23 protein-coding genes are annotated in these 21357 nt (G+C 40.4%); 8 read left to right on the top strand and 15 right to left on the bottom strand.

Annotated elements, in window-relative coordinates; genetic code table 11:
- Nucleotides 1-454: 454 nt before the first annotated feature.
- Nucleotides 455-1351 carry an AEC family transporter gene (locus tag ACDX78_RS17310; protein ID WP_486029415.1) on the bottom strand — a complete coding sequence of 299 codons (897 nt, stop codon included), beginning with the start codon at nucleotides 1349-1351 and terminating at the stop codon, nucleotides 455-457.
- A gap of 178 nt (nucleotides 1352-1529) precedes the next feature.
- Between ACDX78_RS17310 and ACDX78_RS17315 the strand changes: the two genes are divergently transcribed.
- Nucleotides 1530-2429: a nuclease-related domain-containing protein gene (locus tag ACDX78_RS17315; protein ID WP_486029416.1), complete on the top strand. Its 900-nt coding sequence runs from the start codon at nucleotides 1530-1532 to the stop codon at nucleotides 2427-2429.
- An 812-nt stretch (nucleotides 2430-3241) separates the two neighbouring features.
- On the opposite strand, the gene ACDX78_RS17320 is transcribed toward ACDX78_RS17315, so the two are convergent.
- From ACDX78_RS17320 to ACDX78_RS17350, 7 genes are all read right to left on the bottom strand, one after another.
- Nucleotides 3242-4198: a 5-oxoprolinase subunit C family protein gene (locus ACDX78_RS17320; RefSeq protein ID WP_486029417.1), complete on the bottom strand. Its 957-nt coding sequence runs from the start codon at nucleotides 4196-4198 to the stop codon at nucleotides 3242-3244.
- Complete coding sequence (locus tag ACDX78_RS17325; RefSeq protein WP_486029418.1) at nucleotides 4195-4962, bottom strand: LamB/YcsF family protein; 768 nt, start codon at nucleotides 4960-4962, stop codon at nucleotides 4195-4197. Before ACDX78_RS17325 ends, ACDX78_RS17320 begins: the two co-directional genes overlap by 4 nt.
- Nucleotides 4946-5686, bottom strand: a complete 741-nt coding sequence (pxpB, locus tag ACDX78_RS17330) for a 5-oxoprolinase subunit PxpB (RefSeq protein WP_486029472.1) — start codon at nucleotides 5684-5686, stop codon at nucleotides 4946-4948. The genes ACDX78_RS17325 and pxpB overlap by 17 nt, the downstream gene beginning before the upstream one ends.
- Before the next feature lie 115 nt (nucleotides 5687-5801).
- Nucleotides 5802-6353: a signal peptidase I gene (gene lepB, locus ACDX78_RS17335; RefSeq protein WP_486029419.1), complete on the bottom strand. Its 552-nt coding sequence runs from the start codon at nucleotides 6351-6353 to the stop codon at nucleotides 5802-5804.
- A complete protein-coding gene (locus ACDX78_RS17340; RefSeq protein WP_486029420.1) occupies nucleotides 6346-6870 on the bottom strand; it encodes a hypothetical protein in 525 nt (174 codons plus the stop codon). The genes lepB and ACDX78_RS17340 overlap by 8 nt, the downstream gene beginning before the upstream one ends.
- 77 nt (nucleotides 6871-6947) lie before the next feature.
- Entirely contained in the window at nucleotides 6948-7730 is a 783-nt protein-coding gene (locus ACDX78_RS17345) for a hypothetical protein (RefSeq protein WP_486029421.1), read from the bottom strand.
- 24 nt (nucleotides 7731-7754) lie between these two features.
- Nucleotides 7755-8165 (bottom strand): hypothetical protein, encoded by a 411-nt coding sequence (locus ACDX78_RS17350; protein ID WP_486029422.1) that lies wholly within the window; start codon nucleotides 8163-8165, stop codon nucleotides 7755-7757.
- A gap of 464 nt (nucleotides 8166-8629) precedes the next feature.
- Between ACDX78_RS17350 and ACDX78_RS17355 the strand changes: the two genes are divergently transcribed.
- Entirely contained in the window at nucleotides 8630-9490 is an 861-nt protein-coding gene (locus ACDX78_RS17355) for a CvfB family protein (RefSeq protein WP_486029423.1), read from the top strand.
- A gap of 135 nt (nucleotides 9491-9625) precedes the next feature.
- On the opposite strand, the gene ACDX78_RS17360 is transcribed toward ACDX78_RS17355, so the two are convergent.
- On the bottom strand, nucleotides 9626-9910 hold the full coding sequence (locus tag ACDX78_RS17360) for a hypothetical protein (RefSeq protein WP_486029424.1): 285 nt from the start codon (nucleotides 9908-9910) through the stop codon (nucleotides 9626-9628).
- Nucleotides 9911-10095: 185 nt separating this feature from the next.
- On the opposite strand from ACDX78_RS17360, the gene ACDX78_RS17365 reads away from it, so the two are divergent.
- The 3 genes from ACDX78_RS17365 (at nucleotide 10096) to ACDX78_RS17375 (ending at nucleotide 14610) form a co-directional block, all read left to right on the top strand.
- On the top strand, nucleotides 10096-11289 hold the full coding sequence (locus tag ACDX78_RS17365) for a dicarboxylate/amino acid:cation symporter (RefSeq protein ID WP_486029425.1): 1194 nt from the start codon (nucleotides 10096-10098) through the stop codon (nucleotides 11287-11289).
- 574 nt (nucleotides 11290-11863) lie between these two features.
- Nucleotides 11864-13255 (top strand): TldD/PmbA family protein, encoded by a 1392-nt coding sequence (locus ACDX78_RS17370; RefSeq protein ID WP_486029426.1) that lies wholly within the window; start codon nucleotides 11864-11866, stop codon nucleotides 13253-13255.
- Nucleotides 13256-13257: 2 nt separating this feature from the next.
- Nucleotides 13258-14610 carry a TldD/PmbA family protein gene (locus ACDX78_RS17375; protein WP_486029427.1) on the top strand — a complete coding sequence of 451 codons (1353 nt, stop codon included), beginning with the start codon at nucleotides 13258-13260 and terminating at the stop codon, nucleotides 14608-14610.
- 212 nt (nucleotides 14611-14822) lie between these two features.
- Here ACDX78_RS17375 and ACDX78_RS17380 read toward each other — a convergent pair whose 3' ends face one another.
- The 4 genes from ACDX78_RS17380 to ACDX78_RS17395 form a co-directional block, all read right to left on the bottom strand.
- The gene (locus ACDX78_RS17380) at nucleotides 14823-15050 is read right to left on the bottom strand and encodes a DUF2164 domain-containing protein (RefSeq protein ID WP_486029428.1); all 228 of its coding nucleotides are present in this window, start codon (nucleotides 15048-15050) and stop codon (nucleotides 14823-14825) included.
- A gap of 126 nt (nucleotides 15051-15176) precedes the next feature.
- Entirely contained in the window at nucleotides 15177-15419 is a 243-nt protein-coding gene (locus ACDX78_RS17385; protein WP_486029429.1) for a toprim domain-containing protein, read from the bottom strand.
- Between the two features lie 83 nt (nucleotides 15420-15502).
- Nucleotides 15503-15712, bottom strand: a complete 210-nt coding sequence (locus ACDX78_RS17390; RefSeq protein WP_486029430.1) for a hypothetical protein — start codon at nucleotides 15710-15712, stop codon at nucleotides 15503-15505.
- 233 nt (nucleotides 15713-15945) lie between these two features.
- Nucleotides 15946-16104, bottom strand: coding sequence for a nucleotidyl transferase AbiEii/AbiGii toxin family protein (locus ACDX78_RS17395; RefSeq protein ID WP_486029431.1), 159 nt, complete (start codon nucleotides 16102-16104; stop codon nucleotides 15946-15948).
- A gap of 415 nt (nucleotides 16105-16519) precedes the next feature.
- Here ACDX78_RS17395 and ACDX78_RS17400 point away from each other — a divergent pair, with 415 nt between their 5' ends.
- The 3 genes from ACDX78_RS17400 to ACDX78_RS17410 all read left to right on the top strand — a co-directional run bounded on the left by ACDX78_RS17400 (nucleotide 16520) and on the right by ACDX78_RS17410 (nucleotide 19702).
- Nucleotides 16520-18217: a M3 family oligoendopeptidase gene (locus tag ACDX78_RS17400; protein ID WP_486029432.1), complete on the top strand. Its 1698-nt coding sequence runs from the start codon at nucleotides 16520-16522 to the stop codon at nucleotides 18215-18217.
- Between the two features lie 35 nt (nucleotides 18218-18252).
- On the top strand, nucleotides 18253-18762 hold the full coding sequence (locus tag ACDX78_RS17405; RefSeq protein WP_486029433.1) for a GNAT family N-acetyltransferase: 510 nt from the start codon (nucleotides 18253-18255) through the stop codon (nucleotides 18760-18762).
- Nucleotides 18763-18916: 154 nt separating this feature from the next.
- Nucleotides 18917-19702, top strand: coding sequence for an HAD family hydrolase (locus tag ACDX78_RS17410; protein ID WP_486029434.1), 786 nt, complete (start codon nucleotides 18917-18919; stop codon nucleotides 19700-19702).
- A gap of 493 nt (nucleotides 19703-20195) precedes the next feature.
- Here ACDX78_RS17410 and ACDX78_RS17415 read toward each other — a convergent pair whose 3' ends face one another.
- Complete coding sequence (locus tag ACDX78_RS17415) at nucleotides 20196-20723, bottom strand: chromate transporter (RefSeq protein WP_486029473.1); 528 nt, start codon at nucleotides 20721-20723, stop codon at nucleotides 20196-20198.
- Nucleotides 20723-21289 (bottom strand): chromate transporter, encoded by a 567-nt coding sequence (locus ACDX78_RS17420; protein ID WP_486029435.1) that lies wholly within the window; start codon nucleotides 21287-21289, stop codon nucleotides 20723-20725. Before ACDX78_RS17420 ends, ACDX78_RS17415 begins: the two co-directional genes overlap by 1 nt.
- Nucleotides 21290-21357 lie beyond the last annotated feature (68 nt).

The following is a 21357-nucleotide window of genomic DNA, read 5'->3' on the forward strand; positions in this document are numbered from 1 at the left end:
ACGATTTTTGAATATCTTTTTTGCCTGGTCTGAACATGGGATAACCTCCAACAAGTTATTCTATACCTATTATAACGAATTGTTCAGTCTAGTTGGTGGGATTTTTGACCTTTTTGGGTGAGAACCAGTACTTAGGCTCTTTGGGGATGAGCACTATTCATTTGTGAACTTCGAAGATTATTGTGTGGACTTTGATTTTTTTATTATGAACTTTGGCATTCCTACATTACACAAACTTAAAAAAAGGGCTCTCGGACAATGCCAAGAACCCTTCTATTTTGCCAATTACTCTGCCAGCGCGGTATCTTTTACAGCATGGAAATAATCCAGCCAATTACTACAATAGCACCAATAATAATTAAAATTGTTCGTAGCATTATATTCTCATCCCTTCAATGTAACCGATATTTACTTTACAATTACCCTAAAATAACAGGATGAAAACATACTCAAATCAAGCAACAATATTTAATAAAATCGTTAAACTCACGACACTTACAACCGTAGAAATAAATGTGATACTTGAAACAAGATCGGGCTCTGTGTCAAATTCGATGGCATACATTGTTGTCGTTGCAGCAGTCGGCATAGCGGAAATAATGATTAAAATAACGCCTATAAGCGGATCCACATCCATCAGCCACACAAATAAAAATGCAAATAATGGCGCCACCACCATTTTCAAGGTGACCGCCGAGACAATGACCTGCCAATTTATTTTGATCCCTGTGATTGAAGCAAGTTGCATACCGAGCACGATCATCATCACCGGAATGCCTGCATCTCCTACCATAGCTAAAGTGGAATAAACAGCCTCAGGCACTTCTACGTTCAACGGTTGAAACAGCATCGCCAAAATAGCTGCATATGTTGTCGGCATTTTTAATATATTGATCAATGCACGTTTCATTCCACTTGTACTTCTCGAAGCGTAATAAACACCGAAAAAGTTATTTTGCAGCGATTGGATAACCATAATGAATATCGCATACGGTAGTGCCGCCCCTCCAATGCTGAATAAAACAACAGGAAGCCCATAATTCCCCGAATTCATGAAACCGGTAGACAATATGGATGCACTTTCTGTAGATGGTGACCAGTTTAGCAAACGAGCCAGCATTTTATTCAGAAAAACCATAAGGAAAAACAGGACGAACATATAAATAATGATAATGACATAACTGCTATCAAATTCAGCATCATATAACCCAACAAACACAAGCGACGGCATTAATATGTAAATCGATACAGCAGAAACGGATTTTACATCAAGCAACCGTATTCGCTGCAGGATAAAACCGGAAGCGAATACGGCAATGATTGGTAGAATAACGTTTAAAAACAAACTCATGGTGACATCTCCAATTACCATTAATACTTATTAGTCTATCATATTTCGATCTTTTGATAAAAAATAGAGTAAGGTTAATAGCCATTCATAAGAAGTTCATTTATAATATTTGCATAAATATTGCGATTTCTACGTGAAATATTATAATAGATTCATAGAATAGAAAAGGATGTGGAATATGATTTACAAATCACGGACAGAGCCAGCAGAATTAACAATTTTAAAAGCATTGAAGGGCCGAATGAATTTAAACAGTAAGCATAAGCAGCGCTATTTAAATATCAAGAAAGGCTATGAGGGGGAGTTGTTATTTGATTCTTTTACTGTAAAACTTCAGTGTGAGTGTTTGATATTGAATGACCTTCTTCTGGAAGCAAACAGCACTACCTTCCAAATCGATTCTCTAATTATTACACAAAAAAAGATGTACTTTTATGATGTGAAGAACTTTGAAGGGGATTATTATTACGAATCTGATAAGCTGTATAAGAAACCGGAATTAGAATTTATTAATCCTCTACACCAATTAAGCAGAGGCGAATCATTATTACGACAGTTATTGCTCAGTCACGGATTTAATTTTCCAGTCGATTCTTCTCTTGTTTTCATCAACCAGAGATTCACCTTATACCAAGCTCCCCTTGATAAACCAATCATTCTTCCAACCCAAGTTAAGAACAACTTAAACCACTTGAATATACAGCCATCCAAACTAACTAATAAACACAAAAAACTTGCGGATCAGTTAATTTCTTTACATAAAAATTCTCCGCCCAAACAAATACCTACTTACGATTTTGAACAATTACGAAAAGGAATGTTATGCCCGAAATGCCATTCTCTCTCCGGCACTGCAGGCAAACAAGTAAAAGTTTGTAATAAATGTCAGCATGAAGAACCACTTGACGAAGCTATATTAAGAAGCATAAAGGAATATACAATTTTATTTCCAAATAAAAAGATTACCACCAATACCATTCATCAATGGTGTCAAATAGTTCCAAAAAGAAGAATTAGGAACACCCTATTACGTAATTTTACTAAAGCCGGAAACCATCGGTGGACTTACTTTGAATAAAGATACTATTTTTATAAGTTAATTACTGTGGTATTACAATTTAGCTCGTGAGAACACTTCTCTCTTCCTAATCTCATTACTTTTGATATGGATCCACCGAGAGGAATGCATTCTCGGCTGATTCTCACTAATTTTGTTGCTCGATCTACCGAGAGAGCTACATTCTCGGCTGATTCTCATTACATTTTATGTTGGATCCACCGAGAGGAATGCATTCTCGGTTGATTCTCATTACATTTGATGTTGGATCTATCGAGAGGACTGCATTCTCAGCTGATTCTCACTACTTTTGATGTTGGATCCACCGAGAGGACTGCATTCTCGGCTGATTCTCACTACTTTTGATGTTGAATCCACCGAGAGGGCTCCATTCTCGGCTGATTCTCATTACATTTGATGTTGGATCCACCGAGAGGGCTCCATTCTCGGCTGATTCTCATTACATTTGATGTTGGATCCACCGAGAGGGCTCCATTCTCGGCTGATTCTCATTACATTTGATGTTGGATCCACCGAGAGGAATACATTCTCGGCTGATTCTCATTACATTTGATGTTGGATCCACCGAGAGGAATACATTCTCGGCTGATTCTTATTACTTTTGATGTCGGATCCACCGAGAGGGCTCCATTCTCGGACAATTCTTATTACTTTTGAGATTGGATCTACCGAGAGGACTGCATTCTCGGCTGATTCTCATTACATTTGATGTTGGATCTACCGAGAGGGCTGCATTCACGGACGATTCTCATTACTTTTGCTACCCGGATCTACCGAGTGGGCTGGCTTCTTTACAAAATTCCCTCTAGCAATCACTTGATTCGCCCCGCCCCAAGATTCAACCTCTTCAATAACAGCTCCCTTTGAACATAAAGCTGTTGAGCTTCTTTCACACTGACTTCCACAAATCGCAATTCATTTCCTGCTCGCTGCTGCGCTACGTATGGAAGATCGACTGAAATGACCGAGGCAATTCTCGCATAGCCACCAGTAGTTTGCCTGTCAGCAAGCAAAACAATGGGCTTTCCATCTGCAGGAACTTGAATTGTACCCGGTAATACTGCATCTGAAATAATATCTGCTTTTCCTTCCAGTGCTGGGCCGTCCAGCCGGTAGCCCATACGATCAGATTGTGGGGTGACCTGGTAAGCAGATGTTAAAAAATGCTGGATCGATTCCTCGCTAAAGCCCTGACTATCCGGTCCAAGCACAATACGGATGCGGTTGTGAGCATGATAGTCCATCTCATTTGTCAGCTTAATGCTTCTTCCCGCCAATCGCTTCAGCTCATAAGCAGCTGTACCAGCTTCCACACAGTCTCCTTTTTCCAAATAACGGCCTTTATATCCGCCCATTTCCGTTTTCACATAAGTTGATTTGCTTCCCATCACTTCAGGCGTTTTCACACCTCCGGCAACAGCAACATATGCATACCCGCCATTCTTTGGTTTGCCAAAAGTTAATATTTGTCCTTTTTCAACAACATAAGACTTCCAGTTTGAAATGGATTCTCCGTCCAATTTTGGTGAAAGATTCGCACCGCAGACAGCAATAACTGTGTCCTCAACCATGGAAATTTCCGGTCCTATCAAAGCAATTTCAAGACCGGCTTCTCCCCGCAAGTTTCCAACGAGCAGATTCGCAACCTGCAAGGCAAAATCATCCATCGCACCGGAAACGACGACACCATACTGCTGGTAACCTTTCCTCCCTAAATCCTGTACAGATGTTGCCAGACCCGGTTTGATTATTTTCATAACTTCACTCATTTTTCCCCTACTCTTCTAATGGTAATTTCATTTTTCACCAGTTCTTTAAATAACTTCTCAGCAAAAGTAAGTGCCTGCTGTCCGTCACCGTGAATACAAATCGTGTCTGCCTGAATATCAATATCTGTACCGTCTGTACTTTCCACTTTTCCATCCTTGACCATGCGGATAACACGATATAATGCTTCATCTGCGTCCCGGATTATAGCATTGTCCTGTGTTCTGGCAGTAAGTGTACCATCAGGCTGGTAAGTACGATCAGAAAACACTTCCTCGGCAGTTCGCAAACCGGCTTGTTTTCCCTTTTTTACAAGCTCACTGCCAGCCAAGCCAAATAATACGATGTTTTTATCACTTGCATAGACCGCTTCCGCAATTGCCTGCGCAAGCCCGGCATCTTTACAAGCCATATTATATAAAGCACCGTGTGGTTTGACATGATTCATTTTTCGCTGATGTGTCGAGGCAAAAGTTTGGATCGCACCGATCTGATATAAAATAAGATTATACGCTTCTTCGGGGTCTATTTCCATGGGACGCCGGCCGAAACCGATTAAATCCTGCAGCCCGGGATGGGCACCGATTCCAATATTTTTATTTGAAGCAGTTTTCACTGTATGAGCAATCACGTTATGATCCCCAGCATGATAACCACAAGCAATATTGGCAGATGAGATATAATCCATAATCAAATCATCCTGCCCTATTTTGTAGGCGCCAAAACTCTCTCCCAAATCACTGTTCAGATCAACCTGATACTTCATTGTTCTCCTCCCCTCCCTGTATGAATGTTGTCCGGGGAATATAACTTCCCGCTTTCACTTTTTTCTCTATTTCTATAAATTCCTGTTCTCCTATTGGCATAAAGCGAATATAATTACCTGCCTCCAGTAAAATAGGTGACGCTTTTCTTTCATCATATAACTTTAATGGCGTTTTTCCGATGATTTGCCATCCTCCCGGCGATTCTACCGGATAAATACCTGTCTGCTTTCCGGCAATTCCTACAGAACCTGCCGAAATCTCTGCACGAGGATTGGACTTTCTCTCTAGAGCAATTTTCTCAGACATTCCACCTAAATACGTAAACCCCGGGATAAACCCCATCATATAGATCAAGTAATCTCTTGATGTATGCAAGTCTATCACTTCCCGCTCATCAAGGTTATTCTCTTCTGCAACAAGGGAAAGATCAGGTCCATTCTCTCCCCCATAAAAAACAGGAATCTCCGTTATTTTGGCAGCAGGAAGTACCATCTTTTCCATTTCCGATAGTGACTGTTCGATTTGCACTTCCAATTCTTCATAAAATATAATAAACGGGTTATAAACAAGCGTTACCGCAGTATAGGTTGGAATCCATTCCATCACACCCCGAATTTTTTTCTTTTCCAGCAGGAGACAAAAACAACGTATCTTTTCATTCGTCTCCTTGGAAATATCTTCACCAAACTGGATTCTAAAGCCTGAATCCCCGTAAGCTTCCATCCGAACCAATGCAATCACCCGCCTTTTTCATCATTATAATAGATTGGCAGTGGACTGTCATCGGTATGTTGTATGATGCAACAAAAAAACTGCCGGCATAAAACAGCCTGCAGTACTATTTAATCGATTTCGGCGGGAATATAGAAAAGACGGATTCCCCTTTTATCTGATTTTCTGTAATTGGACCGTGATCGCTGTCTCTACTGTCAAAGCTTGCCCCCGGCTGTCTGTTGTCACCGATGACAAAATAGCTTCCTTCACTGACGGTCACTTCAGGTATATCACTTGGTTTGCCGGCCGTATAATCCTCTTCAAGTGGCGTTCCCTCCACAAAAATAGTTCCCTCTCTGATTTCCACCGTTTCATGCGGCATGCCAATCACCCGTTTGATCACATCTAACCCGTTCTGATCCTGATAAATAATCACATCATACCGTTCCACTTCATAAAACAGACTGCTTGTCAGCAGAATATCCCTATCATCCAGCGTGGGGTTCATCGAATCGCCGGAAACGACCGTAAATTGAATAACGTATCTGAACAATATAAAGATTCCTATTAAGAAAATGATGAAAATAACCCAGCTCATCACACTGGATTTGCTGGATTTTTTTTGTTTTGAATTGTTTTCGGATGCTGTTTCTTTCATAGGTGTAGTCTTACTCATTTGTTTCCCCCTCGTGTTGTTCAGCTTCAGTTACATGATCTGTTTCTCCTTCAGTTTCTTCAGTGTCCGGTTCTTGTTCATTTCCCCCTTCTTGGCCGCCGGTTTCAAGCACTTGATCCATTTCCACTTTCGCATTATTAAAAATCTGTTCCAATTCCTGTAGTTTGGTTTCCTTCATTGCCGATTCGTCTATCTCTATTTCTTCCATCAGTGAATCTGCATACTTTCTGATATCTTCAACCCGGCTGCTTTTTTCCGCTTCCACAAAATCATGCAGCTCTTCTTCTGCCGCTTCAATTGCTAAGCGCAGTTCTTCTTGTAATTTTTTTGTTTGTTTTTGCTGTTCTGTTAAAATGGCTTGTTCTATTTCTTCCACCGATTCCTCTGTTTTCTGATCAAACCACGATGTCAGCATCCCGCCTATATTTTGATCGGCAAAAGCAATTGTAACACTGCTGCCTGCAACCACTATTAAAAAAAGCGTTCCAATTACAATTTTCCGCCATTTTGCCTGCACCGAAATCAGCTCCTAAAATCGGGCTCCCTGTAATTGGAGCAGGGAACCCGCCAGTCCTATCTGTCTTTGTAGTTTAATTATTCATTAATACCGGAAACGACGTCATCTAATGCATTGATTGCATCTTCTTCCAGATCCTCTGCTGCAGCAATTATGATGTTTTGCTGTTCTTCAACAAGCCCGGCTAAAAGTGCTTCTACTTCATCACGTAAATCTTCAATGGCCCAATCAACTTGACTTCTTAAATTATCAATAGTCACAGTTTCATTAGATTCTATAGCAGCAGCCAATTCATCTTGAGCATTTTGAATGGCAGCCTCTAATTCCTGAACTGCATCATCACTGGCAGTGTTTATGTCAGTTGTCATCTCATTCAACGCTGCTTCACCAGTGTCACCTGTAAATGCTGTTAAATCGTTCGTTGCATAGTTAAGCCATTCTCCTGTTACAGTTTCAATTTCAAAAAAACCATCCAGCATTACATTATAATATTGCAGCTGCATACCCGCTAAAATTTCTGCCTTTTCCTCATCAATTGCTTCAATGTGACTCAATTTAGCTGCTACAATCTCATCTAAAGACTCCCCAGTTGCCGTCTCCCTCGTTAAATCAATATCCACACCAGCCTCATCCTTCAATGCCTCATACTCATCAATCAGACCAGGGACTTGATCATCCATATACGCTTCCGTATCCGCTTCAATCGTGTCAACTGACTGACCAAACATGTCATCATACCACGCCCGAAGATTTTCCCCTGCATCGGTATTCGCAAATGCAAAACTTGAACCTGAAACAACCCCTACAACGAGTGTCCCTGCGATAATTTTCCCCTTTAAAGATCCTAATCCAAATTTCATCGTAAATAACTCCCTCCATTTGATTTATTTTTCTGACAATAATTCTTCCAAATATTCCTCGACATCTTGCCCAATTTCAATTTGCAGTTGTTCTGTTTTTTGCTGTTCAAACTCCTGTAGATCTTTTTCCTTTAAAACTTCCTTCGTTTCTTTCAATTGCAAAAGATAATCTTCTTGGTGCTGCTCCACATTTCCTTTTGCCTCAACCAGCTTGTCCAAGTAAAATTCCCTTAATTGGTTTTCACCTGTATCAGCTAGCTGCTGTCTATGCTCGATCATGCCTTGCATTGCTTCCTCCTGTTTTTCCTTCATAATCTGCTCGGCAAATCCTAAATAATTGCTAACCAAATTTCCCCCTTTTTCTGCTTGTACAAAAATTGTGGTTACTAACATGAGTAGCACTGCAACGATCATGGAAATCCCTATTTTTTTCACTACCACCTATCCTTTCGTCTTAAGAATATGCTCCTAGAAAAAATTCGTTCCTGTCTCTCATTACCTACATTATCAAAAAGTTTTAAACAATGAATCGGAATAAATACCCGATTTTAAAAATAGTAAGAAAGTTTTGGTTTCGACAATCTATTATAAAACTCGACAAATTAGAGTAGGCATATCATCATGGAAAACGATAGCATTATGCAAAACTCCCAGAAAATTGCTTTGATTTGTATCCTACTTTTGAATTACCCATTAATTCTTTTTACCTATGTATTTATTGAAGTTCGTTCATTCCGAAACTAAACAAAAAGCTGGATTTTTTTAACTTGGCAGCTTGCAGGTCTTCAGTTATCATTAATAGAGCAGTAATTTGACAAGGAAAATCGTCTATGCGATTATAATCACAATTCGAGAGAGAAACGAAAGTTAGCTTATAAAATAAAAGAAGGTGTTAGAGATTGAATTCATTTTTAGGTACCATCCAAACAATGAAGGTTGACAGTAAAACAAAGACTGGCTATGTGTTAACTAATACCGGTATAGAAGCCGTCCTCCCTCACGAGGAAACTGATACAGAGCTGGATCCGGGTGAACAGGTGAATGTATTTTTATATTCCGATAAACAAGGAAGATGGATAGCAACATTAGCACTCCCTGCTGTACAAAAAGAAAAATACGATTGGGCGGAGGTTAAAGAGGCTGTCCCTAATTTGGGCGTCTTTGTCGATATTGGTACAAATAAGGAAATACTCGTATCCAAGGATGACTTACCATTATTTGAAAGCGTGTGGCCAGCAGCGGGAGATGTGCTTTACGTTACTTTAGGAGAAGACCAAAAAGGACGTCTGTTGGCAATCCCTGCAGATGAAAATGCGCTTATGAATGAATTCGAAGCGGCAAGGGAAAATTTATACCAACAGCCTATTACAGGCAGGGTATATCATACAAGCAAGGAAGGTGCAGCCATTTTCACAGAGGGAAATCACCGAGGCTTTATTCATCATTCGGAACGCAAAGAAGAACCGCGATTGGGCGAGCTTATCAACGGACGGGTTATCGAAGTAAAGGAAGACGGTTCTATCAATGTTTCCCTTCGCCCCCTGAAACAGCACAGTATTGGAAGCGATGCGGAAACCATCTTGGAACACCTTGAAGCAAATAACGGGGTGATACCTCTCAGTGATAAAAGCGATCCAGAAGATATCCGGGCGACGTTCCAGATTAGCAAAGCAGCCTTCAAACGCGCCCTCGGCAGTCTGATGAAAGAAGGTAAAATTGAGCAGATTAACGGGAATACCTATATGAGAGGAAATAAATAGCGACAGTCCCGCAAATAGGTCAGGATAAATGTTTAACTGTTAAAAGAATTATAAAAACCATCTAAGCCATGTACCTTAGAAGCTTCTCGGCATATGGTTTAACGCATAAAAAAAGAACGGATCACCGCTCTTTTTTTATGCCTTCACGTTCGAATAAGAATCGACAAGTGATGTAACTATAAAGCCGATTGCAGCAGCAAACATAGCTGCAATTCCCCATCCGCCAAGGCCTGCACCCATCATTTCTACTTTTCCGACTATCGGGGCAGCACAAACCAATAAAATTCCGATAATTCCCAGGGCAGCTAGTGGATAATAGCCTGTGAACTTCTCTTTACCAGTTGCTTTTAAAGCTGCAAGTCCCAGAGCAACACTAATTACCGTCAAAATAATTCCAATGATAAATACTGACTGTATCATTCCTTCACCTCATACAAAAATATATATTTATAGTCTACAATCGAACACCTATAAAGTCAATTTACATGGCTGCATTCTTCTTTTTTAAAAAATTTGTAATTCACCAACACTTGCTTTAATAAACTAATAATAAATAGAGGAAAGGAGGATCGCCTTATTTTATTTCAAATATAAGGAGGATATACATGAAGAAAAGGTTCCTATGGCAGATCCTGATCGCTTTTGTTCTGGCGATCGCAGTTGGTTTGCTGTTTGGAGAAAATGCAAGTGTTGTGGAACCCCTTGGTGATTTATTCTTACGTCTTATTCAATTTATTATTGTACCGCTTATTTTAGCAACGATTATTGTTGGTGTGACAAGTGCCGGAAACATTAGAAAATTAGGCAGGCTTGGCGGCAAAATGATCACTTATTATTTACTGACAAGCTTTATGGCCATCTCTATCGGCTTACTTGCCGGATTTGTGTTGTCGCCTGGTACAGGGCTTGATGTTATCCCTGATGCCGGGGCAGAAGAACCGGCTGAAACAGTCGGCATTGTTGATACATTACTGAGCATTGTGCCGACAAACCCGGTCGAAGCATTATCCACTGCAAACATTCTGCAAATCATCTTTTTTGCTGTATTTTTAGGAATTGGCATTACGTTAGTTGGCGAGAAAGCAACACCAGTACGGCGCTTCTTTGATGGTCTCTCGGAAATCATGTATAAAATCACCAATCTTGTTATGCTGCTTGTTCCTTTAGGTGTATTTGGGCTACTTGCACCCATCGTGGGACAATATGGGATTGATGTACTGATGCCACTTATCAAACTGATAGCCGCTGTATTTATTGGCTGTATTGTTCATGCTGCTGTAACCTATTCCATTGCGGTAAAAACAATCGGAAAATTAAACCCGCTTACATTCTTTAAAGGAATTTTGCCTGCAGCTACTGTCGCCTTTAGTACCGCAAGCAGCTCGGGCACCCTTCCTGTCACAATGAAAAATACGCAGGAAAATCTAGGTGTTTCCAAACAAACGAGCAGTTTCACCTTGCCGCTAGGAGCAACGATCAATATGGACGGAACCGCGCTTTATCAAGGTGTTGCCGTAATGTTTATCGCGCAATACTACGGCGTGGAGCTGACATTCACTCAAATAATAACGGTTGCCCTTGTTGCTACTTTAGCTTCGATCGGAACAGCGGGTGTTCCTGGAGCCGGTCTTATTATGCTGACAATGGTATTGACAGCAATTAATCTTCCGTTGGCCGGGATTGCTTTAATCGCAAGTGTGGATCGTATCCTTGATATGATGCGAACCGCAGTAAATATTACCGGGGATGCCTCAGCAGCCGTTGTAGTCGAATCCAGCGAACGGAAGCATGAAACATAAAGTGAAACTTCATTAAGTGGGGGTTTAGGTCTACAGGACGTAGGTCATGCAGACGTTGCCACAATGTATTTCGGTGGGACGAGGAACCACTGTACCGTAGTCCCAGGACGTGGCGATTTTAGTCTGCGTTTCCCCTCCCCTCACTGAATGTTAGCACCGCAAGGGTATGACCTAAAGGCCCTTGAACGAATCGGGCCGTTACTGGCTGTTGGATCTCCCACTTAGCATTTTCATGTTTCCTTCATGCTTAAAGTGGGAGTCTTACGACGTACAGGACGTGCTAGTGCCGACAATGCCACAATTCTTTATGATGGGACGAGGAACTACTGTCCCGTAGTCCCAGGACGTGGCGTTTTTGTCGGCCAGCCGGTTACACTGCGATAAATTGAACGAGGGGGGCACAGGGACAGTTACTTTGTTTCATTTGTTTTATATTAGGAAGTCAGGACATAGACGGCTGCCCCCCTTGTCGGTCCCACAAATGATTTTTTAACCAAATCGCATTCCTATATTCCCATTTATCTGGTAAGATAAAATTATTGCACTTTTAAATAAAATTCCAAGGGGGAAAAGTATGTTAAACAAGTCACTTGTTGAAGATGTTTTGTCTGCCGCTTTAGTAACAGGCGGTGATTTTTCCGAAGTGTTTGTGGAAGACAGGTATACAAATAATATGACGTATCAGAGTAATCGGCTGGATAAAAGTATATCAGGACGGGATTTTGGTGTGGGCATCCGTATTTTTAAAGGACTGCAAAGTGCTTATGCTTACACGAACGATTTTTCCAGAGATGGATTGTTGAAAGCGGCAAATACAGCTGCCAAAGCCATTCAAGGCGGCCAATCAGAAAGGAATATCCAGTTACCGGCTGAAAAAAAAATAGTGGAGACAAGCCATCCAGTCGAGATCGAACCAAATAAGGTGGAAAAGGTTCGGAAACTGAATGTCATGCGGAAAGCAAACGAGATTGTCACGAATTACGACCCTTCTATTTCACAGGCAATGATTCGCCTCTTGGATGAGGAACAAAACGTGCTGATCGCCAATTCGGAAGGGGTTTTTGTCGAGGACAAACGAACGAGAACCCGTCTCATTACTGGGGCAGTGGCCAGCAATGGTTCGAATATGCAAACCGGTTTTTATGGTCCTGGAGCACTTCAGGGTTTCGAATATATTGAAGGTTTGGATCTCGACCATTATGCAAAGGAAGCAGCTCGAATTGCAGTGACCATGCTGCATGCTGACCCTGCACCAAGCGGTAAATTTCCGGTGATTATTGATAACGAATTTGGCGGTGTAATTTTCCATGAAGCGTGCGGACACGGCCTGGAGGCTGCAACTGTTGCCAAAAATAACTCGGTCTTTGCTAATAAGGAAGGGGAAAAAGTAGCCTCGGATCTTGTTACTTACATAGATGACGGTACACTGAAGAATGAATGGGGTTCCATCAACATTGATGATGAAGGGGAACAAGGACGAAAAAATGTGCTGATTGAAAACGGTATTTTGAAAGGGTATTTGATTGATAAATTGAACGCCAGAAGAATGAATACTGCATCTACTGGTTCCAGCAGAAGGGAATCCTATAAATTCGCACCAACATCACGCATGACAAATACATTTATTGCACCGGGAGAATCAACCCCTGAAGATATTATTGCCAGCACCGAGCATGGTATTTATGCAAAGTACATGGGTGGCGGTTCCGTCGATCCTGTAACGGCAGATTATAATTTTGCAACCCTTGAAGCCTACTTGGTAAAAGACGGCAAAATTGACAAGCCACTAAGAGGTGCCACCTTAATTGGAAATGGTGCGGAAACGATTCAAAAAGTAGATATGGTCGGCAATAGTCTTGGGCATGGAGCCGGGATGTGCGGAGCTTCAAGCGGAAGTGTTCCGGTCAATGTCGGTCAGCCGATGCTTCGTGTATCTGAAATTACCGTCGGCGGAAGGGAGGCATAATGATGGAGATAAAAACTTTTCGCGATAAACTTTTTACCGAAGCTGAAAATGCAGGTGTTTCTGAGCTTGAGCTTTACTATGAAAAAGAAGATCAGTTTTCCTGTGAAATTTTCAAAGGGGAAATTGATGGATACCAATCATCTACCGTAAGTGGCATATCTGTGCGCGGCCTGTATGAAGGCAGCATGGGCAACGCCTATACGGAAAAGCTGGATGATAAATCTGTAACATTTTTATTGAACAGTATAAAGGAAAACGCCGCTTTAATGGAAAATGAACCTGAAGAAATATATGCAGGCAATGACAGCTATGAAGATATTGAATTTTATTCCGCTGCCCTTGCAGAGGTGACGACAGAAGAAAAAATCGCCTTCATGAAAGAAGTCGAGAAGAATATATATGATTATGACCCGCGTGTGGTTCAGACTGGGGATGCCATATTACAGGACACCACAATTGAAAAAGCAATATACAATAGTAAAGGGCTTTCATTAAAGAACAAGAATAACCTTCTCATGGTCATTTTTTCTGTATCAGTTAAAGAGAATGAAGAGATTAAATCTGATTTTCATATGGAAATAACACAACATTTCCACGCGCTGGATGCAGCCGATTTTGCCAAAAAAGCAGTGGAAAATTCGCTCAGTTATTTAGGCGGAAAATCTTACGAAACAAAAAGTTATCCGGTTATCTTTAAAAATCAGGCAGCTGCTTCATTATTGGATGTATTTACAACTTCCTTTTCAGCAGAATCAGTGCAGCAAGGACAGTCTTTGCTACAAGGAAAACTCGGCGAATCCATCGCTTCCGAACTAGTGACATTAACAGACGACCCGTTCATGAAGGAGAGCATTAAGAGCCGGACTTTCGATTCAGAAGGCGTTGCTACAAGAAAAACAGCTATTGTGGATGCTGGCAAACTGGAGACATTTTTCCATAACTTGAAAACAGCCAAGAAGGATGGTGTTGCTTCTACCGGAAACGGGTATAAACCATCTTACAAAGACACCATTGATATCAGTCCATCCAACCTTTTCATTGAACCAGGGCAAGCTTCTTATGAGCAATTGTATGATGGGCTGGATGAAGGAATCATTATTACGAACCTGGCCGGATTGCATTCGGGTGCAAATGCGATCTCTGGTGACTTTTCCCTTGCAGCAAATGGCTATTATGTAAAAGACGGAAAGGTCGTGGGTCCTACCAAACTGATGACCGTTGCCGGGAACTTTTTTGAATTGCTGAAAGATGTCGAACAAGTAGGAAATGACCTGGAATTCACACCAATGAGTACGAAGGGACATATTGGATCGCCATCATTAAAAGTGAAGAGCTTATCGATTGCTGTAGATTAGTGGGACACCACAAATTTTATTGACTGGGCAATTTGTGCGTTCTACGCCAAAACAAAAGCGCAAGCGCCCGTTTAGCGACGTACGGACTGCGGGTGGCCATGCCAGGTGGATCAGTGTTGCCGCGCAAAGCGGCGGTTTTAGCCGCCCTTTGTGCCTTTCTTCTCTCAAGCATATGATATAGAAACCAGGTGTCATAGAAGTGACACCTAATTTCATTTTTCAATTCCAAACAGATCATCCAGTTTTTCGCTCATAAATGTGTAGCTGTCCGCTACGCCAAAGTTATAAAATACGGGCGCAATCTCTTCCGTAATGAAATCCAGCAGTATCATGGAAGCCAAATTCCCGATTTCCTCACCACGCTCTTTTTGAAAAAATCCCTGAATCTTTTTCACCATTTCATCCTTCTGCTCTTTTGACAGTTCGAATTTTTGATTCATGCAATTCTCCTTTAACCATTGATAATTTAAGTATAGCATTCAGCTCATAATAAACTATGTTAGTCAGCATGTCATATTGTTGGATAGGTTTGTTCAAAGGGATTAACCCATAATTGCTGTTTCGGTTTATTCAATATTGTTTTTCCCACACAATATGAGAATACTGTAAGCAGTATTCTTACCTTCTGAATCTGGGTCTGTTGCGATAATAATGGAATCCGCATTAAACTGTTTGCTTGTCTTTTTATTGACTTGATATTTCATTTTTATAGGCAGAACAGGCAAGTTATGCATTGACCACTTTTTGTACTTTGAATCATACGCTTCTGGCTCTTCCAGTCCAACTAAATAATCAATCCCCCATGTCATAACAACATAAAAAAGACCTGGGATTAACCTGGCCTTTGATAATGACTCTTTTAGCGCTCAAGATCATCATCAAAATATTTATTTTATTCTTGACGATCAGAATCAATATTATCATCTTCTAACCCTAAATCATCATATGTTTCTAACACATCTTTGTCAATCAACGAATCCCCCTGAGTTGTTAGAAGATAGTCCATATATTCAATGCCTTTGTGCTCCAGCGAATCAACTAGAAGTGTTAAAGACTGATCACTAAGGTGTTCCTTATAATTTTTGTAGATAAAAAATGACACATTATACACATCTCTTATCTTTGAGCGGGAATTCATTGCAGCTAATTTTTGAGAAAACAAAGATTCAATAGTATAAACTTGAACACCACCTATAACATTAACATCTTCATCACCAATGATATTTTTCTTTCGATATCAAATTTCAATTTTCATCTTATGATTATCATTTCTATAATCTAACATAGCTCTCTTTACAGTATTTGAATTCTTGGTAATATTGAGATCATCGTCATTCATGGCAGAAAGTTCTCCAAAACACTTAAAGCATTCTTTTTTGAACGAGCATCTAAAACAACATCTTTCGAAAAACGATCCAGTCCATAACCAACGAGTAGTCCTGTTCCACCTTTTAATACAAATTGATCAGAATCTTTATTAATGTATTGAAGCAAATCTTCTATTACTTCTAAATGTGTTGCTTGATCATCATGTCCCCCATCGTTGCTATCACAAAGGAAAATCGCTTTTTTACAGAGCTACACTCCAATTCTGTACGAGGTTGAATTTAACTCTCATTGTGAACTCTAGTGAGCATGCAGTATCGCTGAAATAGGTTCAGATGTATCAAGCTTTTCGCGATGTGTCATTTATCATATAATCCAGAACGTCTAACGGATACATCATTAATCTTTTTTCGCAAAACATGTACTTGACAACGCCTTTTTCAGGGTTCTCGCTGATTAGTTTTTCGCAAGGCTTGTTTTCAAGGACTTTCAATCAGTTATAATTATATTTTATCTTGCAACATTACAACCGCTGTGGGTTAATAGAGATATCACACTTTTACATGAATGAAGGAGGGTTCTCATGCAAAAATTTGAGGATTATACATATGAACGTCCGAAAATGAAAAGGGTAAAAGCTGAATTTGAGGAGCTTCTGCAGAAATTTGCACAAGCAAAATCTGTTGATGAAGCGACAAATGCCATCGACGCCATTAACAAACTTCGGAACCGGCTGTCCACCATGTCCATGCTTGTACTAATCCGTTCTTCCATTGATACTAACGATGAATATTACGAAAAAGAACAGGATTTTTTCGATGAAGTGGAGCCGGTAATACAGGAAATCAGCACGGAATTTTACAAGGAATTGGTAAAAACACCATTCCGGGATAAATTGGAAGAAAAATGGGGGAAGCAGTTATTTCAAATAGCGGATTTTGAAATCAAGTCCTTTTCCCCGGAAATTATTCCATTGCTGCAAAAAGAAAATAAGCTTTCGTCACAATACGCCAGACTTGTTGCATCTGCTGAAGTAGAATTTCAGGGGGAGACATATACATTGGCACAACTGTATCCATTTACAGAACACAGTAATCGCAACATCCGTAAAGAAGCAATCAATGCATATACCGGGTTTTTCGAGGAAAATCAAACAGAATTTGATACTATCTATGATGACCTTGTAAAGGTGCGTCATGAAATAGCTGTCACAATCGGGTACAAAAATTTTGTTGAACTCGGATATTTACGAATGCTGCGAATTGATTATAATGCGGAGATGGTAGAGGCATACCGCCAACAGGTTCGTGACTTCATCGTTCCACTTGTAACAAAATTATATAAAAAGCAGGAAAAACGCATTAACGTGGACCAGTTGAAATTTCATGATGAATCCTTTTTATTTGCTAGTGGAAATGCAACACCAAAAGGATCACCGGAATGGATCATTGAAAACGGAAAGAAAATGTATGAAGAATTATCAGAAGAAACCAGGGAATTTTTCCAGTTTATGCTCGACCGCCATTTGATGGACCTGGAAGCAAAGAAGGGGAAAGAAGCAGGCGGATATTGTGCATATATTGAAGATTATCAATCCCCCTATATTTTTGCCAATTTTAACGGGACATCAGCAGATATTGATGTGCTTACACATGAAGCAGGACATGCATTTCAGGCATATTCCAGCAGGAAATTCGAACTTCCGGAATATACGGATCCGACTCATGAGGCGGCTGAGATCCATTCGATGAGCATGGAATTTTTCACCTGGCCATGGATGGAGCTTTTCTTTAAAGAGGATACATTGAAGTATAAATATACACATTTAACAGAAGCGCTGAAATTCCTCCCGTATGGCGCAGCAGTGGATGAATTTCAGCATCTCGTTTATGAAAATCCGGATTGGACGCCAGAGGAACGAAATGAGGCTTGGAATAAGCTTGAGGAAACGTATCTCCCCCACCGAGAGTTTGATGATAATGCCTATTTAGAGTCAGGCCGTTTTTGGCAGCGTCAGGGACACATTTACGAGGATCCTTTTTATTATATTGATTATACATTAGCGCAAGTTTGTGCCTTTCAATTTTGGAAACGGGCTCAGGAAGAGCGGGAGTCTGCCTGGAAGGATTACCTCCATTTATGCATGCTCGGGGGATCAAAATCCTTTCTTGAATTAGTGAAAGAGGCCGGTCTGAATTCCCCTTTTGATGACGGAACGGTGAAATCAGTAGTTGATGCCATTGAAAAATGGCTTGATGATGTGGATGATACGAAGCTTTAAATTTTTAAATTAAAATTGAATTGGCGGTATTTACGATGGATATTGAAATTGAGAAATTAAAAGCCACGGATTTTGAAGATTTATTTGAGTTTGAACTGGAGAACCGAGCTTATTTTGAAGAATTGGTATGGGGCCGCGGTGATGATTACTATCACTTTGAGACCTTTATAAACAAGAACAAAGCCCTGCTGGATGAACAATCTCAAGATTTATCCCATTTTTATTTAATGAAGAATAAAGATGGTTTCATTGTTGGAAGAATAAACTTAATAGATATTGATAAAACACTGGGTTTAGGCCATATTGGTTATAGAGTGGGAAAATCATATACTGGAAAAGGAATTGCTAAAAAAGCATTACAGCTGTTATTAAAAACGGTGAGCAAGCAAGGTATTACACAAATTTTAGCGAAGACTTTGACTAACAACATAGCCTCACAAAAAATCCTGGAGAAAAGTGGATTTAAACATGTATCAACAAGTGACGAAGAATTCGAATTAAATGGACAGCGTTTAAAGTTTGTATATTATAAGTGGACAATTTAAACAAAATAGGTGGTTCTGAGATAATTAAAGGCTGCAAAAGATAACCTTCCCCTACCGGATCAGGTGCGAAGGTTTTTCAATGTGGAACAGGAAGGTGGAACAAAACCTCAATTATGATAAAATCACTATATAATACTATAAAAAGGAGATCACCATGGATTACAAGATACTATTTCTCGACATAGATGGAACTATTTTAAAACCAGACCACACTTATACCGAATCAACAAAAGAAGCTATTTTACAATTGAAGGAACAAAATATTGAAGTATTTTTGGCGACTGGTCGGCCCCTGCATGAAGTAGAGGAACTGGCAGCCGAACTGCAGATTGAATCCTTTATCGGCTATAACGGTGCCTACGCAGTTTACCAGAATGAAACCATTGTAGATGAACCGATGGATACTTCTGCCATGAAGGAATTTTTGAATATAGCTGAAGAGAACGGACACGAACTGGTTTGTTATACAAATCAAAGAAATTATTTCACTTCATTGACAGATCCGGGTGTGAGAAAGTTTATCCGGGCATTTAATCTGATCAAAAATGATACATTAACAGACAGTGTCATTGATTCTATTCTTGGAGCTACTGTTATGAATTTGAATGAATCCGAAGAGGCATTGTATGAATTTAAATCGGATGTGCACCTCTCCCCTGTAAATGTTTACGGGATGCATAACAACTTCGATATCATCCGTAAAAATGTAAATAAGGGGATCGCTGTCGGACATATTCTGAAGCAGTTAGGCATCGGAAAAGACCAGGCAATCGCATTTGGCGACGGCATGAACGATAAAGAAATGCTTGGCGCGGTCGGAGAAGGTTTTGCCATGGAAAATGCACACCCTGCCCTTTTTCGTTATGCAAAACATAGAACAAGTTCGGTAGATGAATCCGGTATTTTTCATGGATTGCATCAGCTGGGATTGGTGAAATAACGGTTTGAAACGTGTGGTTTAGTCAATCCAGGTTGTCATTCGGGCGTTAAGTAGTTTCTATGTTACCCTGTGAAACGCTTTGGTGGGCTGAGGGCGTTTAGAGCTGTTCTATCTGACGTTTGAACCGATTTTGTTGAGCTGTAGGATGTTTAGAACCGTTCTATCTGACGTTTGAACCGATTTTGTTGAGCTGTAAGGTGCTTAGAACAGTTCTATCTGACGTTTGAACCGATTTTGATGGGCTGCAGGGTGTTTAGAACCGTTCTATCTGACGTTTGAACCGATTTTGATGGGCTGAGGGCGTTTAGAACCGTTCTATCTGACGTTTGAACCGGTTTTGTTGAGCTGCAGGGTGTTTAGAACCGTTCTATCTGACGTTTGAACCAGTTTTGATGAACAGCACCTTAGAGAGATTGATATCCAACTAAAGAATACAAAAAGCCTGTAACACCATGCTTAGTGCTACAGGCTTCATAAATATCCAGACCATAGTTTACAGAAAAAAACCACCATAAACCAAGGCTCCGGCAATAATATACGCAGGGTGCACTTTTGCCCGCTCAATCAGTAAATAACTGACCGCAGTCAACAGCACAGTCTGCCATATGCCAATTCCATCATAGGATTCAAAAAAAAATCGCCATGCCATTAAGCCGAGCAAAATAGCAATAATCGGCCGGACATATAATGTCAGTCTTTTTACCTTTGGAGAGTCTTTAAATTTTAACAATACACTTAACAAAGCAATCATTAAAATAAGTGAAGGAGCCACAATGGCAAACACGCCTATTGCTGCACCCATTACACCGCCCACTTCATAACCAATATAGCCTGCCATTTTCGTTGCGATCGGTCCCGGCATGGCATTTCCGAGTGCCAAAACCTCACTGAATTCCTGTACGGTCATCCACTCAAATCGAATCACTACCTCATTTTCGATAAGCGGGATTGAAGCTGGTCCACCACCGTAACCTAGGATTCCAGGAATGAAAAAGGCTTGAAAAATTTCCCAATACTTCATCATGAAGCATCACCTTCTTTTTCAGGTGATTTTTTATCTTTTTTTATAAATGCAAGAATAATGAATGCAGCAATCAAAATACCGGGGTGAACGCCTAATAACTGCAGCAGCACGAATATAACAGCACAGAGAATGATCGTTGTAATCCATCCCATACCTTTTCCGGCTTTTTCAAAAAACTGCCAGGTTAAAACTGCCATCATCATGCCCACTACAGGCAGGACACCTGCCGTCATACCTTGTACCCAATCAAATTCACGAAGGTTGGATAATGTCGCAAGTAAAATAATCATTAAAATAATCGTCGGCAATATGGAAGCCAAAAGTGCATTCAGCATTCCCAGCATACCCGAAACCCGGTAACCGATATAGCCTGCCATTTTTGTGGCAATTGGTCCCGGCAGTGCGTTGCCAAGCGCTAATATATCTCCAAACTCTTCATCGTCCATCCATTTGTATTTATCGACGACTTCTTTATGAACGAGCGGTATGGAACTTGGCCCTCCACCATAACCGAGCATGCCAACTCGAAAAAAAGCAAGAAAAATATACCATTGTTTTTTCATATGTCACAAACCTTTTTGTATTTATAAAATGGATTTCGCTCCACTCATTTAAAGCGAGTGGAGCGACG

Origin of the sequence: Virgibacillus oceani (genome assembly GCF_041521345.1) — a bacterium.
GTDB lineage: Bacteria > Bacillota > Bacilli > Bacillales > Amphibacillaceae > Virgibacillus_N > Virgibacillus_N oceani_A.

Bases quoted from the DNA above. Each gene is read 5' to 3' on its own strand.
- ACDX78_RS17360 (WP_486029424.1), bottom strand. From the start codon at position 9,910: ATGATACAGTCAGTATTTATCATTGGAATTATTTTGACGGTAATTAGT.
- ACDX78_RS17325 (WP_486029418.1), bottom strand. From the start codon at position 4,962: ATGAAGTATCAGGTTGATCTGAACAGTGATTTGGGAGAGAGTTTTGGC.
- ACDX78_RS17315 (WP_486029416.1), top strand. From the start codon at position 1,530: ATGATTTACAAATCACGGACAGAGCCAGCAGAATTAACAATTTTAAAA.
- ACDX78_RS17345 (WP_486029421.1), bottom strand. From the start codon at position 7,730: ATGAAATTTGGATTAGGATCTTTAAAGGGGAAAATTATCGCAGGGACA.
- ACDX78_RS17320 (WP_486029417.1), bottom strand. From the start codon at position 4,198: ATGAGTGAAGTTATGAAAATAATCAAACCGGGTCTGGCAACATCTGTA.
- pxpB (WP_486029472.1), bottom strand. From the start codon at position 5,686: ATGGAAGCTTACGGGGATTCAGGCTTTAGAATCCAGTTTGGTGAAGAT.
- ACDX78_RS17385 (WP_486029429.1), bottom strand. From the start codon at position 15,419: ATGACATGGGGGATTGATTATTTAGTTGGACTGGAAGAGCCAGAAGCG.
- ACDX78_RS17400 (WP_486029432.1), top strand. From the start codon at position 16,520: ATGCAAAAATTTGAGGATTATACATATGAACGTCCGAAAATGAAAAGG.
- ACDX78_RS17410 (WP_486029434.1), top strand. From the start codon at position 18,917: ATGGATTACAAGATACTATTTCTCGACATAGATGGAACTATTTTAAAA.
- ACDX78_RS17375 (WP_486029427.1), top strand. From the start codon at position 13,258: ATGGAGATAAAAACTTTTCGCGATAAACTTTTTACCGAAGCTGAAAAT.
- ACDX78_RS17365 (WP_486029425.1), top strand. From the start codon at position 10,096: ATGAAGAAAAGGTTCCTATGGCAGATCCTGATCGCTTTTGTTCTGGCG.
- ACDX78_RS17420 (WP_486029435.1), bottom strand. From the start codon at position 21,289: ATGAAAAAACAATGGTATATTTTTCTTGCTTTTTTTCGAGTTGGCATG.
- ACDX78_RS17370 (WP_486029426.1), top strand. From the start codon at position 11,864: ATGTTAAACAAGTCACTTGTTGAAGATGTTTTGTCTGCCGCTTTAGTA.
- ACDX78_RS17415 (WP_486029473.1), bottom strand. From the start codon at position 20,723: ATGAAGTATTGGGAAATTTTTCAAGCCTTTTTCATTCCTGGAATCCTA.
- ACDX78_RS17405 (WP_486029433.1), top strand. From the start codon at position 18,253: ATGGATATTGAAATTGAGAAATTAAAAGCCACGGATTTTGAAGATTTA.
- ACDX78_RS17310 (WP_486029415.1), bottom strand. From the start codon at position 1,351: ATGAGTTTGTTTTTAAACGTTATTCTACCAATCATTGCCGTATTCGCT.
- ACDX78_RS17380 (WP_486029428.1), bottom strand. From the start codon at position 15,050: ATGAATCAAAAATTCGAACTGTCAAAAGAGCAGAAGGATGAAATGGTG.
- lepB (WP_486029419.1), bottom strand. From the start codon at position 6,353: ATGAGTAAGACTACACCTATGAAAGAAACAGCATCCGAAAACAATTCA.